Annotated in this window: 11 protein-coding genes; 2 read left to right on the plus strand and 9 right to left on the minus strand. The window is 64.6% G+C overall.

The features are described from left to right. Positions 1 to 12 precede the first annotated feature (12 nt). Positions 13 to 1,461 (plus strand): glycosyltransferase, encoded by a 1,449-nt coding sequence (locus tag ACK41X_RS12575; protein ID WP_409723529.1) that lies wholly within the window; start codon positions 13 to 15, stop codon positions 1,459 to 1,461. Positions 1,462 to 1,469: 8 nt separating this feature from the next. After that, the gene (locus tag ACK41X_RS12580; RefSeq protein ID WP_409723532.1) at positions 1,470 to 2,861 is read left to right on the plus strand and encodes a glycosyltransferase family 39 protein; all 1,392 of its coding nucleotides are present in this window, start codon (positions 1,470 to 1,472) and stop codon (positions 2,859 to 2,861) included. On the opposite strand, the gene ACK41X_RS12585 is transcribed toward ACK41X_RS12580, so the two are convergent. Genes ACK41X_RS12585 through asnB form a run of 9 tightly spaced genes read right to left on the minus strand, consistent with a single transcriptional unit; the run spans position 2,858 to position 13,506 of the window. Then, the gene (locus ACK41X_RS12585) at positions 2,858 to 3,910 is read right to left on the minus strand and encodes a glycosyltransferase (RefSeq protein WP_409723535.1); all 1,053 of its coding nucleotides are present in this window, start codon (positions 3,908 to 3,910) and stop codon (positions 2,858 to 2,860) included. The genes ACK41X_RS12580 and ACK41X_RS12585 overlap by 4 nt on opposite strands. 8 nt (positions 3,911 to 3,918) lie before the next feature. Next, entirely contained in the window at positions 3,919 to 4,794 is an 876-nt protein-coding gene (locus ACK41X_RS12590) for a hypothetical protein (RefSeq protein ID WP_409723538.1), read from the minus strand. Between the two features lie 6 nt (positions 4,795 to 4,800). After that, positions 4,801 to 5,880 (minus strand): glycosyltransferase, encoded by a 1,080-nt coding sequence (locus ACK41X_RS12595; RefSeq protein WP_409723541.1) that lies wholly within the window; start codon positions 5,878 to 5,880, stop codon positions 4,801 to 4,803. A gap of 5 nt (positions 5,881 to 5,885) precedes the next feature. Next, positions 5,886 to 6,446: an acyltransferase gene (locus ACK41X_RS12600; protein WP_409723543.1), complete on the minus strand. Its 561-nt coding sequence runs from the start codon at positions 6,444 to 6,446 to the stop codon at positions 5,886 to 5,888. After that, positions 6,443 to 7,594: a DegT/DnrJ/EryC1/StrS family aminotransferase gene (locus ACK41X_RS12605; RefSeq protein WP_409723545.1), complete on the minus strand. Its 1,152-nt coding sequence runs from the start codon at positions 7,592 to 7,594 to the stop codon at positions 6,443 to 6,445. The genes ACK41X_RS12600 and ACK41X_RS12605 overlap by 4 nt, the downstream gene beginning before the upstream one ends. Further along, positions 7,591 to 8,670: a Gfo/Idh/MocA family protein gene (locus ACK41X_RS12610; protein ID WP_409723548.1), complete on the minus strand. Its 1,080-nt coding sequence runs from the start codon at positions 8,668 to 8,670 to the stop codon at positions 7,591 to 7,593. The genes ACK41X_RS12605 and ACK41X_RS12610 overlap by 4 nt, the downstream gene beginning before the upstream one ends. Beyond that, on the minus strand, positions 8,667 to 9,938 hold the full coding sequence (locus ACK41X_RS12615; protein WP_409723550.1) for a glycosyltransferase family 4 protein: 1,272 nt from the start codon (positions 9,936 to 9,938) through the stop codon (positions 8,667 to 8,669). Before ACK41X_RS12615 ends, ACK41X_RS12610 begins: the two co-directional genes overlap by 4 nt. A gap of 5 nt (positions 9,939 to 9,943) precedes the next feature. Further along, positions 9,944 to 11,644, minus strand: a complete 1,701-nt coding sequence (locus ACK41X_RS12620; protein WP_409723553.1) for an asparagine synthase-related protein — start codon at positions 11,642 to 11,644, stop codon at positions 9,944 to 9,946. Continuing rightward, on the minus strand, positions 11,641 to 13,506 hold the full coding sequence (gene asnB, locus ACK41X_RS12625; RefSeq protein ID WP_409723556.1) for an asparagine synthase (glutamine-hydrolyzing): 1,866 nt from the start codon (positions 13,504 to 13,506) through the stop codon (positions 11,641 to 11,643). The genes ACK41X_RS12620 and asnB overlap by 4 nt, the downstream gene beginning before the upstream one ends. Between the last annotated feature and the right edge of the window lie 105 nt (positions 13,507 to 13,611).

Below are 13,611 nucleotides of genomic sequence, written 5' to 3' on the forward strand. Positions count from 1 at the left end.
CTGGTGGAAACGATGCCTGCTCAATCCCGGCGGCCGCATCCGCGCAAGGATGCGATCATCGACAATTCCAACCGGGTGGCGAACGAACGCCAGCGCTGGATCGCCAAAAATCGCGCATTCTATCGCGACGATCGCGCCTATATGAAATTCCTGATCCCCAAGGGCGTTCGCGTGCTGGATCTCGGCTGCGGCACCGGCGACTTGCTGGCGGAACTCGAACCGTCTTTTGGGCTCGGCATCGATATCAGCCCGGCCATGATCGATCAGGCCGAGCGTCTCTATCCGCACCTGACATTCGCGGTCGGCGACATCGAGGACGACGCCGTGATTGGCCGCATCGAGGGGCCGTTCGACTATATCGTGATGTCCGACACCATCGGCATGCTCGACGATATCGAGACTGCTTTGCGGCGGCTGCAGCCGCTCTGCGGTCCGGACACCCGCCTCATCATCGCCTATTACTCCCATCTCTGGGAGCCGCTCCTGAAAGTCGCGGAATGGGCCGGTCAAAAAATGCCGCAGCCGCCGACCAATTATCTCGACTCCACCGATTTCCTGAACATCCTCGATCTCGCGGATTTCGAACCGATCAAGATGGAATACCGGCAACTCGTGCCGCGGCGGCTTCTCGGCCTCGGCACGCTGATCAACCGGTTTATCGCGCCGATTCCCGGCATTCGCCGGTTTTGCCTGCGCACCTACGTGGTGGCGCGCTCGCTGACCGCGGTCCGTCCGGACGAATTATCCGTCAGCGTGGTCATCCCGTGCCGCAACGAGCGCGGCAATATCGAGGCGGCGATCCAGCGGCTGCCGGCCTTCGGCAAGGCGCAGGAGATCATCTACGTCGAGGGCAATTCCAGCGACAACACCTATGAGGAATGTCTGCGCGTGCAGGCGGCCTATGCAAAGACGCACGACATCAAGGTGCTCAAGCAGGACGGCCGCGGCAAGGGCGATGCGGTCCGCAAAGGTTTCGCGGCGGCGACCGGTGACGTCCTGATGATCCTCGATGCCGACCTCACCGTGCCGCCGGAGGCTTTGCCGAAATTCTACACCGCCATCGCGCGCGGCAAGGCGGATTTCGTCAACGGTACGCGGCTCGTCTATCCGATGGAGGACGAGGCGATGCGTCCGCTCAACTTCATCGCCAATCGCTTCTTCGCAGGAATGTTCAGCTATCTCGTCAATCAGCGGTTCAGCGATACGCTGTGCGGCACTAAGGTGCTCAGCCGCAAGCACTACGAAGCGATTGCCCGCGACCGCGACTATTTTGGCGATTTCGATCCGTTCGGCGACTTCGATCTGATCTTCGGGGCGGCCAAGCAGAATCTGAAGATCGTCGAGGTGCCCGTCCATTATGGCGCGCGCGTCTATGGCGAGACCCAGATCTCGCGATTTCGCGACGGCTGGCTCTTGCTGCGCATGGTCGGCTTTGCCTTCATGAAGCTGAAGGCGTTTTGAGGAGCGCCATGCCGGTCGCCAATGTCATCCACGCGCCATCGCGCAATTCAAGTTTGACGACGCTGCTCTGGCTTTTCCTGTTCGCGCTGACGATCCGCTGGGGTTACGCGCTCATCGTCTACGCGACGATGGGGGATGGCGGCATCATCATGGCCGACGGCCGTGGCTATATGACGGATGCGCGGAAGCTCGTCACGCTGCTGCAGGATGGCGCTCTGCACGGCGGTCAGTGGCTGGGCGTCGATATTTCCACGATGCCGGTCTTTTCCTGGCTGCTCGGGCTGAATGTGCTGGCATTCGGCGACGTCGGCGCGCTGACCTATGTGCTGACGCAGGGCCTGATCGATTCGGCGACCTGTCTGCTGATCTATGGCATGGCCGCAACGGTTGCGGAGCGTTTCGCATTGCCGGCCGGGATCGCCGCAGCGGTCAACCCGACACAGATCGTGCTTTCGGGGCTTGTCTATACCGACACGCCGTTTCTGTTCTTCGTTGCCCTGATGCTGTACGGCTCGCTGCGCTGGCTTTATGCGCCTTCGCTGAGGTCCGCGCTGCTCATCGGCATCGGCATCGGCGGAGCGGCGCTGACCCGCATTCTGATCGTGCCCTGGGCTCCGGTCGTCATCCTGTTCCTGATCGCCGTGCCGCTATGCCGGCGCAGCCTGCGGCCCAGGCATTTCGGACACGCCGCCGCGATTGCGGCCATCGTCGCGATCTGCCTGACGCCGATCCTGATGCGCAATGTCCTTACCTATGGACACTGGTCACTGACCTCGCAGGGCGGCGTGCATCTGGCCTATTGGGTGGTGCCGCTGGTCAAGGAGGCCAAGGACGGAACACCCTGGGAGAAGACTTCCCGGGACATGGCGCGACGGGTCAAGGAGCGGTTCCCGACCAGGGACCACGGCCCCTTCGAGGAATCCCGTCAGGCCACCGAAGTCGGCCGCGAAGCGCTTGCCGAGCTCGGCCATGTCGCAATCGTCAAAGCCTGGATCATCGGCGCCGCAATCAACGTCGCCTCGCCTGCGGTCATTCTGTCGCCGCCGGTGTCGCAGCTGCCCCGCACCGGCTTTTACGGAACGCAGGGTGCATCACCGGCGGAGAAGGTCTTCAATTTCGTTTTCAGGTCGGACAATCGGGCCTATGCGATGATCCTCATCTTCGGAATTATCGGCGTCGCCCTGATCCGGCTTATCCAACTGGCGGGTCTTGTCGCCATGGTTCCCATCGCGCCAGCCGCCGCCATTCTCTTTGTGCTCTGGGTGTCGTTCGTGCTAGCGGTCAATGGACCGGTGGCGTCGCCGAAATACCGGCTGCCGATCGAACCGGTGCTGTGCGTGTCGACCGGCGCAGGATTTGTGGCGGTCCGGAACTGGTGGCGGCGCCGGAAAGCGCGCTAGCCGTCCGCATACAGCGCAGCGAAACGCTCCACCGCGCGGTCGAGCGTAAAATTCTCGACCATGCGGGCACGCGCCGCGCGCTTTCGCGCGTCGAGATCGGGGCGGCCCGCCTCGGTCGCAATCGCCTTGGCCAGCGCCTCCGGATCGCGGATCGGAACGATCTGCCCCGTATCCCCGACAATCAGCCGCGCGTCGCCGACATCGGTGGCGACCGGAACGAGGCCCGAACTCATGCCTTCGGCCAGCACATTGGAAAACCCTTCCGCGAATGCCGAACTCGACACCACGAGGTCGGCGCAGCGGTAGAGCCGCGCCACATCGCCGCGCAGGCCGAGCGCGCCGACATTGCCGGGCAGGCCGAGCGTCTCGGTCCCGCCGCCGACCAGCAGACCGCGCAGGGTCGGCAGCGACTGCATCGCATTCAGGAATGTCGCGTGATCCTTCATCGGATTGAGGCGCGCGACATGGATGGCAACCACGGCGTCTGCCGCCAAGCCCAGCTCGGCGCGCAGCGCCGCGCGGTCCGCCACGTCTGGCCGGAATTTCCCGGTGTTGACCCCATTCGGGATCACCGCGGTGCGGCGGGGCCGGTAGCCGTGCTGAAGGTGGAAGTCCAGACCGGTCTGAGAGTTCGCGATCACCACATCCGGCCAGGCCGACAGCTTGGCGTTGATACGAACGAGGCGGCCATAGCCGCCCTCCACCGTGTCGGAGGCGCGCAGGTTCCAGTACAGCCTCCGCTTACCGGGGACGATCCGGTTTGCCAGCGCCGCGAACAGATCGCCGTAATACATCCAGCCCTGCACCACCTCGGGCTGCATCTTGCGAATGAGCGCAGCCAGCCGCCCCGCCGCCGCCATTGCACCCGCGAGCGAGCCGACATTGAGCGCATGCACCGGGATGCCGGCCGCAACGAGCGCAGCCGCATGCGTACCCCGCGTCGTAACACTCACCACCTCCTGTTCGAAGCCGCGCAGTTGCAGTGCGGTCGCAAGCTGCACGAGAAATGCCTCGGCGCCACCGGTGTCGAGCCCGCTGATGACATGCATCACCCGCGTCATGCAGGACCGGCCACCAAAGCGAGCTGCGTAAACAGCGCGTCGTCGTCGTAGCGTTCCCGCCACCAGGGATGGATGGTGCCGCGATAGGTCTCCCTGACATTCCGCGAGGGAACGACGCGCGCTCGCATATTGCGGCTCCTGAACAGCGCATCCATGTCCGGCGCGCGAAGCAGGTTCATCGCCTTGCCGCGGCGCGCGATATAGTCGTCGCGCGGCTGCTCGTAGAGCCCGTTCAGCGGGTTGCCGGTTGGATAATGGTTGCCGAAATCGACGAGATGCAGAAAGCGCGTCTGCGGCGTCTGGATCTCGGCCAGCTTGTCCATCGTGCCTTCGATCGGAAACACATGCTCCAGGCAGGATTGCGAGATCACGATATCGGCTTTGCCGCCCGACACGAACGTTTCGAAGCCGCAGCGCTGGATATTCATGCGTTCGCGCAGGCGCTTCCGGAACTCCGCAAAGTCCATGCGCGCGCCATAGAGCGCGACAAGATCGGCGTAAAAGATGAAGTGATATTTCTCGACCACTTCGGGGCTCTCGAACAGCGCCGCATCCCATTCCGGCTCCGCGCTCTCGAAGGTCTCGGCACCGCAAAAGATCGCGAGCGGCCCATAGCCGCCGAGCGGACCGCAGCCGATCTCCACCACCCGGCGGCCATCGAAATCGAGCGGCTCCCATGCCATCGCGCGCCGCACCACCGCTTCCTGCCGCAGCAGCAATTCAGCGAAGCGAATGCCGCGGCCATGCTTGGAGGAATAGATCAGTTCGTTCGGCTGCCAGGAGGGACCGCCGCGAAGACCGGGCACGCGATGCCGAATGATGCGCCAGCTTTCGCGCGGGGTCAGCGACAAGAGATATTCGAGTTTCGCCATACGATTCTACAGACCGGAAAATAGTTTCAGATATTGTGCGGCGATGGCGGCGCTGGAAAAGCGCGCGGCATCCTTCGTTGCCGAAGCTGCCAGGCGTTTAGCCAGATCACGATCGTCAAGCAATTCGGCCATCGCGCGCGTCAACGCGGCCTCCTCGCCGTCGGGCACCAGAAGGCCGTTGACCCGGTTCTTGATGATGTCGCGCGGTCCATGCGGGCAATCGAAGGCGGCCACCGGCGCGCCGGCCGCCATCGCTTCCACGATGACATGGCCGAAGCCTTCCCAGCGTGAAGAAAGCACAAACAGATCGGCATGCGCGAGCCAATGAACCGGCTGGCGCACAAAGCCCGGCATATGCAAGGCAACGCCAAGTTCGCGCGCTTGTGTCGCCAGCGCCTCACGGTCAGGTCCCTCCCCGACCAGCACCAGTTGGACCTCCGGACGGTTCAGCGCAGCGACCGCGCGGATCAGCCGGTCGAAACCCTTCTGCCGGATCAGGCGGCCGACGCCCATGATCCATGGACCATTTTTTGCGAGCGGCGGAGGCGGCGCCTTGCGCGCCTCTGCGGCCAGCGCATCGAATTCGACCGGATTGTGGATCGTGACCACCGCATTCGGAGCGAGCCCGTAATCCTCGATCAGTTCCTGGCGCACGCCTTCCGACAATGCCACCACCGCATCCGCGCGGGGATAAGCCAGGCGGGTCAGTTGTTGACGGATCGCACCGATATCGCCGCGGGCTCTATGGCTGTTGGTCTCGCGCACGACCAGCTTTGGCCGCGGCCGACCGGCCAGCGCTCGCGCTGCAACCGCACCGATATTGGCGTCAAGAACGGAGGACAGAATAACGTCCGGCCGCTCCTCGCGGATCATCCGGCCTAACGGAAACAACGCATTGCGTAATTGTCCGGGCCCGGCCGCCATCGTCCGCACCTTCGGATCGACCCAGGCACGGGCCGGCCCGTCCGGTTGCGCAGCGGCAAGGGTCACATCGTGTCCAGCCTGCCCGAACGCCGCGGACAAATTGATCAGCGTGCGCTGCGCACCGCCGCCGCCGAAATCCGGCAGGAAGCAAAGAATGCGCATGATGCTCAGGTCGCGGGTACGAGCGCGTCGCCGTCGAGCCGGTATCGTTCGCCGCTGCGCGGGCAGACGAGATCTTCTTTGAGGATTTCGCCTGCGGCCGACACCCAGCCGATCCGGCGCGCCGGATTGCCGGCCATCAGCGCAAAGGCCGGCACGTTCTTCGTCACCACCGCGCCGGCCCCGATCATCGCGAAATCGGCAATGGCATGGCCGCAGACGATCGTCGCATTGGCACCGATGGTGACGCCCCGCCCCACCCGCGTCGGCTCGAACGCATTCTTGCGCGGTACATGGGCACGTGGATTGCGCACATTGGTGAACACGGCATTCGGTCCGATAAAAACATCGTCGGCAATCTCGAGACCGTCATAGAGGCAGACGTTGTCCTTGATCACGACCCGGTCGCCGATCCAGACGCCCCCCTCGACGAAAACATTATGCGCCAGCTTGCAGTCCCGCCCGATCCGCGCGCCTTTCAGCACGATACAATGCTGCCATAGCCTCGTGCCGGCCCCGACCGTGGCGTCGGGGGAAACCTCCGCGGTCGGATGCGCAACAAAACTCATGCGCGGACCGCGTCGATCAAAGCGGCGGCGACGCGCTCGACCTGTGCGCGCGTGATCTCCGGATAGATCGGCAGCGACAACACCCGCCTGGCAACGCGGCTTGTCACCGGGAAATCACCCGGTGCGTGGCCAAGATGGCGGAATGCCGGTTGTTCGTGGACCGGCACCGGGTAATGGACGCCGGCCCCGATGCCCGCAGCATTCAGCGTCTCGCGCACCCGGTCGCGGTCGTCGATCTTCACCACATAAAGATGGAACACTGATGTGGCGCGCGGATCGGTGACCGGCAGCGCAACGCCGTTCTGGCCGGACAACAGCTCGTCGTACCAGGACGCCACCTGTCGACGCGCCCGGTTCCAGTCGTCGATATGGCGCAGCTTGACCCTCAGAATGGCCGCCTGGAGCGTATCGAGCCTTGAACTAACCCCCTGATAATCATGAAGATATTTATCCGTCCGGCCATGGTTGGCGCGCCGGTTGATGCGCTCGATCAACGCTTTGTCCCGGGCATAGACCGCGCCGGCATCGCCCCAGGCGCCGAGATTCTTCCCGGGAAAAAAGCTGAAGCACGCGGCGTCACCAAGTTCCCCGACGCCAATGCCGTCAAAAACCGCGCCGTGCGCCTGCGCTGCATCCTCGATCACTTTCAGGCCGTACCGGTCGGCGATCGCGCGGATGGCCGGCATGTCGGCCATCTGGCCGTAAAGATGCACCGGCATGATCGCGCGCGTATTCGCCGTGATCGCGCGCTCGATGGCATCGGGCGGCGTCAGGCAGGTGCCTTCGTCGATATCGCAAAAGACCGGCCGGTAGCCGGCATTCGCGATTGACTCGGCGGTCGCGATGAAGGTGTGGCTGGTGGTGACGATCTCGCCCTTGCCATCGCCCTCGCCGAGGAGTTCGATGACCGCGAGCTCCAGCGCATCGGTGCCGTTTCCGACCAACGCAACGTGGCCATCACCGCACCATGCCGCAAATTCGCGCGCAAACGCCTCGTGCTCGGCGCCGCCGATGAAGCTCGTATTGGCGGCCACGCGCTGCACCGCCTCGTCCAGTTCGGGGCGATGGCGCGCATATTGCGCCTTCAGATCGACCAGCGGAATGGGTTCCGCCGAAACCGCCCGCACGGGCAACGCCGATGCCATCATGACCTCTGTCCGAGCCGGCTGCGGGGCTTTCCGTAGCCAAGTTTGATGATTTCGCCGGTCGCCATCGACTCGTAGATCGCGATTACGAGTTCGAGCGAGCGGCGCCCTTCGAGGCCATCGACCAGCGAGGGAGCACCGTTCATAACCGCATCGACGACATGCTGGAGATAGGCGATATGGCCGAAACCGTAAACGCTCGGCGGGTTCTCGCTGAACTTCGCGAACACCTCGTCGTCGCCCGGCAGCGCAGTCTCGAATTTCCAATCAGTCAGCTTATTCGCGGCAAAGCCCCCGATCACCACCGTGCCGTTCTCGCCAAGGATCGACAGCGAGCCCTCCAGATCGACCGGGCGGGTTGCGGTGGTTGCCTCGATGACGCCGATGGCGCCGCTGGCAAAGGTCACGATGGCGGCGCCGGTGTCTTCGACCTCGATATTCTTGGCGAGCGCAGTGCGGCCGGTGGCATAGACCGTGACCGGCTGGCCGAGGCACCATTGCACGAGGTCGACATGGTGGCTCGCCTGATTGGCGAATACGCCGCCGTCATAGGCCCAGGTGCCGCGCCATTTGTCCTGGTCGTAATAGCTCTGGCGGCGGCACCAGCGCACCCGCGTCGTCCCCATCACAATCTTGCCGAAGCGGCCGGCGTCCAGCGCTTCACGCATTTTTCGCACTGGCAGATTGTAGCGGTTCTGCTTGACGATGAAGAGCTTGATGCCGGCATGGTCGCAGGCCGCGATCATGCGGTCGGCGTCTTCCAGTGTCAGCGCCATCGGCTTCTCGACCACCAGATGCTTGCCGTAAGGCGCAAGCGCGATGGCGTGCTCGGCATGCTTGCCGCTTTCGGTCAGTACGCAGACTACATCAATATCGGAGCGGCGTTCCTCCATCATCCTGTGGAAGTCGGTATAGGCAGCTACACCATGCCGCGCGGCGAGCTTTTCGGCGCGCCCGACTTGGGCATCGCAGACCGCCGCAAGCCGCGCCCCCGAAAGCTGGTTATTCGCAAAAATATCCGAATAGCGCTGTGCAATGCGGCCGCAGCCGACCAGCGCGAACCCCAGCCTGTCTTTCATTGATTTGCAGCCCGCTTGACGTCCGCCGGCAGCGCCGCCGAAGGCGCGCGTGCGGTTACCGATTTCAAAAGTGCGATGTCGCTTGCGACCACATCCGCCCATGGCCGGATCAATTGCCGCGCCAGCGCTCTGCTCTTCGCGCGCCGCGCCGCGATCTGGTCCGGCGACCGGACCAGCCGGCACAAAGCCTCCGCCAGCGAATCCGGCATGGCATTGCGGTCATAGCGTTCGGCAACGTCTGCGGGGATCAGGCGGTCGGTCACGGTGTCAAGCGGGAGCGACGGATCGGAGGTCGGCAGCACGAGGCAGGCGCCTGCGGCCAGCGCTTCGAGATTGGCGTTGGAGAGATTGCCGTACATGTTGGTGGAGACATAGACGTCGGCAGCGTTGAGATAAAGGTTCACGTGCGCATGCGGCTGAGCGCCCGTGAAGCGCACACGTCCGCCGAAGCCGGCTGCGCCGACCCGAGCCTCCATTTCGCCGCGCAGCGGACCATCTCCGACCACCACGACGTCGGCCGCGTCCGGCATTTCACGCAGCATGGCGATCGCCGCGTCGATGAAGGCAATCGCGCCCTTGTAGGGCTCGAGCCGGCCGAGAAACAGCACCGACGGGCGCGCGCCAAGGCCGGTCTCGGCGCGAAAGGCGCGCACCTCATCCTCCGGCAATGCCCTGGCATCGCAGCCATTCAGCCGCACCGTCCACGGCGTGCCGGGACGGACCAGTTTCGGGATCAGTGACGCCGGGTCGCTGCCGTCCTCGGTGCAGACCACATGCGCGAAGGGCGACTGCATCTGCCAGCGGAAGAACGGCGCTTTTCCCGCGGCAATGTCGCGATGATGCGACTGCACGCCCATCAGCCGCAGCACCACGCGATAGCCGGCCCGCGCCAGTAAAGCCGCGGGCAGGATATTGGTGTAGTTCGCATAGACCACATCGGGCTTGAACCGCGCCGCGAGCGAGAGCATGCGGGCGGCATGCGCGGCCTCGTTGAAGGCCGCATTCGGCTGCCGCGCCGCTTTGCCGAATGGTGTCGCATAGGGCAAAATGACCGCGTCGCCGATCACCGGAATCTTTTGCCGCATCCGCCGCGGAAACCGCGCATCCGGCTCCTTGACGCAGAACGCCGTGAGCAACTCCACATCCCGGTCGGCCGCCAGTCCCTCGATCAGGCGATAGATCGCCGGCACCCCGCCCGGTTCCCACTGCCCTTTCGCAAGGCCCGACTTGAGGCCTGCAAACAGCCGCGCCAGGAACAGAATACGCAACGTCGTCAATCCTGCGCTGTCAGCCGGTCGAGTTCGACGCCATGGCGCGCAAGATAGAGTTCGGCGAGCCAGGCAATGTGATGGCGCGCGCCGCGGGTATCGCGCCGCACGCGGTCATAGGGTACGCAGGCGGAATTGCAGGTCGCGTCCATCCAGTACTGGAAATAGCGCCGTTCGAAGCGGTGCCAGCGTTCGGCGCCGAACGGTGCATGCAGAAGCTTGGCGGCCAGACGAAGCGGCACCACGGTGAGCGGGCGGATGGTCTTGCGGTTCACCGGAACGTCCTGCCAGACCCCGCCCCAATTCGCATTGGTCAGCATCCGGGAATAAAGCGCCTGCCCGGCCTTTTCGGCAAGCGGCACGCCTTCCCAGAATCGCAGATAGTCGTTGTCCCAGAGCGGCAGCCGCCACTCATGACCGAGAAATTCGTAGATGCGCTGGCCGGTGATGACATAGCGGCACTGGCGGTCCTGGAATTCGGCATATTCGTAGAGACCGTGATCCGTGTCCGGATCGCCGAGCACGCCGCCCGCGCGCGCAATGGAGTTGCGCAGCAGCGTGACGATGCGCGCATTGTTCTTTGACCTTACGAGCGAACGCCAAAGCGCAAAGTGCTTCTTCAGCAGCGCATCCGTGATGCGCTGCCAGCGTGCCTCGTCGGACAGGCCTTGCGCCGGCCGCCACATGGTTTCGGGCACGTGATTGCCGGAGATGTAGTCGCCGGAATTGCCGTTGACGATCACCGCGTCGTCCGGGACGTAGCCCGACGCCTTCAGCTCCATCAGCGGCGCCATGTCCTGCACAAACGGTACCGAGCAGCCGCTATCGGCGAAATCGAGATAGCCAAGATAGTCTTCGCTTTCGAAGAAGCGTCGGTGCCTGCCGATGGTCGCCGGCACGAACGCCCAAGGATAGCCGAGCCGCTCCGCAATCGCCTTGCTCGCTTTGGCCTCGAAATTGCCGGCCCGGCCATAAGTAAAGAGCCGTACATTCCTGTATCCAAGATGTTTCGCGGCGCTGGCGATCAGCCGGGAGTCGCGCCCCGCGCTCAGCGGGATGACGAGCGTGCGGCCCTGCAGCGCGCCGAGCATGCGCTCGATCAGGTGCAGGGTCAGCTCTTTCAGCTCGGATTCCAGCGCCTGCGCCGATGCTGGCCGCACCTGCCATGGGCGGTAAATGGTGTAGCGGTGGCGGGTGAGCGATCCGCTCTCGATGAAGGCGAGTTCGCCCGGCACCAGAAGCTGAATGCCGCGATAGAGCGCAGCATCGTCAATGGTGTAGCCGGCCATGCCGATGGCAAGCGCCGCATCCGAATCGATATCGGCTGCGCCGCGACCGGCGCGCTGGCGCAGGCGCTCCGGGCGGTCGTCGATGGTCCAGACACCGTCGACCATGGCGATGGCGAGCGGAATGCTGCGCACCCAATCGGCCGCGGCAAAGGCCCAGCCCGGTCCGGTCGCCACAATCGCAAAATGGCCGATCGCGGAAGCAAGAAGATCGCCGATCGCTTTCGGCGAAGGCCGCTCTTTGGCAAAGCGCGCGGCCAGCGCAGCGGCATCGAGCCCCTCGATCCAGCCCTTGAAAAAAACCACGATGTCGCGCTGCGACGCCCGCCGCCACCCGAACTCCTCGCGGATGGCGACCGTGCAGCTTTCGCCCGCTGTCGCAGTCGTCTGTGCCGCAATCGCTTGCCCGGTCTGCGTCATGCGCGCGCCACCGCCTTGAGCGCGGGCGCATCGGCCTTTCCCGCCGCGCCGCGCTCGGACAGGCTGCGCAGCCACATTTCGACATTGACCAGCATCCACATCGAGGGAATGCCCTTGCGCTCTCCCGCGCGGAAGCGCGCGACCGCATTGTTCAGCGCGAGCGGGTCGGCATAGGCGCGCAGCCGTCCATCGGTATCGGTCAGCAGGTCGAGGTAACGGCCGAGTCCCTTCGGCTCGGCAAGCCAGTCGTCATAGGGCAGCCACAGACCGATCTTGCGGCGGTAGGTCAGCCGGTTGTCGAGGAATTTCTCGGCGATCCGCTTCAGGAGCGGCTTGGTCTCGCCGCCCGGCGCGCGGATGTCGCGTGGCAGCCGGTTGACGGCTTTCGCCAGCGGCAGATGCACATACGGCACGCGTGCCTCAACCGAGGCCGCCATCGACATCTTGTCCTGCCGCACCAACAGCGATTCCAGATACGACACCTGATCGATCGCAAAGAGCCGGTCGCGGAAATCCTTGAACCTGCGGCTGGTCGCCTCGCGCAGGCCCGGCGCCGGGACGAGGCCTGGGAACATCGCGTGCATGGCATGGAAATCGTGATAGACGGCGGAATAGACTGCGGAGTCGCGGCCGTCCAGCCGCTTCACGCTGAGAAATGGCCAGACCGGCGGCAGCAGCCGCGACGGCAGGAAGCGCGCCAGTAGATCCTGCCGCGCCAGATTTTTCCAGACACCGTAGCGCAGATAGCCCCCGAACATCTCGTCGGCGCCCTCGCCGGTCAGCGCCACCTTGGAGCCGTCCCGCATCCGGTCGCACAGCAGCATCAGCGTGACGCAGCCGCCATGCGGCACCGGCCCCTCCATATGCCGCACAGCGCGCGGTAACGCGTCGGCAAATTCTCTGCCACCGATATGGATTTCGTGATGGTCCAGACCGTAACGATCCACCACCATTTTGCGATACTCGCCCTCGTCGAACGGATGATCGCCGAGGCTGACCGCATAGGATGCGATGCGGCGGCCCGCGGCCTGGCTCGCCATCGCTGCGACGAGACTCGAATCGATGCCGCCCGAAAGCTGCAGCGTATAGCCGACATCGCTCATGAGATGATCGCGCACCGAGGTCTCGACCGCCTGCTCCGCAATGCGTTCGGCCTCTGCGGGCGAGATGGCATCGTCCGGCTTCAGCGTATCGAGCACATCGCAAAAGCGGCGGCGCGCGATCGGTCCGCCCTGCAGGGGAATGGCCAGCAACGTACCGCCCGGCACGCGTTCGATACCGCGCAGATTGCTTAAACTTCCCGCCGCCCAGGTGAAGGTCAGCAATTCGGCGAGCGCGGCCTCGTCCGGCTGCGGCTCGGCGAGCCGGTAGAGCGGCCGCATTTCGCTCGCGATCCCGATGCGGTTGCCGCGCTGCGCGAGATAGAGCGGCTTGATGCCGAAGGGATCGCGCGCGGCGAGCGCCGCATTGCGTTTGCGGTCGATCAGCACGAAGGCGTACATGCCCTCGAGACGGTCGAGTATGCCCTCGCCCCATTGCAGATAGCCCCGCAGGATGGTCTCGGTGTCGCCATCGGTGCGAAAGCGCACGCCCTCGGTTTCCAGCTGGGCGCGGAGCTTGCGGAAATTATAGACTTCGCCGTTGAAGATCAGCGTGCAGCGGCCGCTCTCGTCGGTCATCGGCTGATCAGAGGCGCTGCCGGGGTCCATGATCGCCAGACGCCGGAACACGAGCGCCCAGCCTGGCTCCGCCGCATGTCCCGCCGAATCCGGCCCGCGATGCAACAGCTCGCGGTCCACGCCCGCAAGGAGCGCATCCTCGAAGCGGCGCCCCGGCTCGAAAAAGGCGGCGAGCCCGCACATCAGGCGTCACCCGCAAGCAGGCGGCGGAATTCCGAAGGATCGGCGGGACCGGTGTCAGACAGCACGGCGTCGCGCAGGGCGGCTTGGTCGAAAGTCATGCGATGG

The organism is Pseudorhodoplanes sp., assembly GCF_046289595.1.
Taxonomy (GTDB): Bacteria; Pseudomonadota; Alphaproteobacteria; order Rhizobiales; family Xanthobacteraceae; genus Pseudorhodoplanes.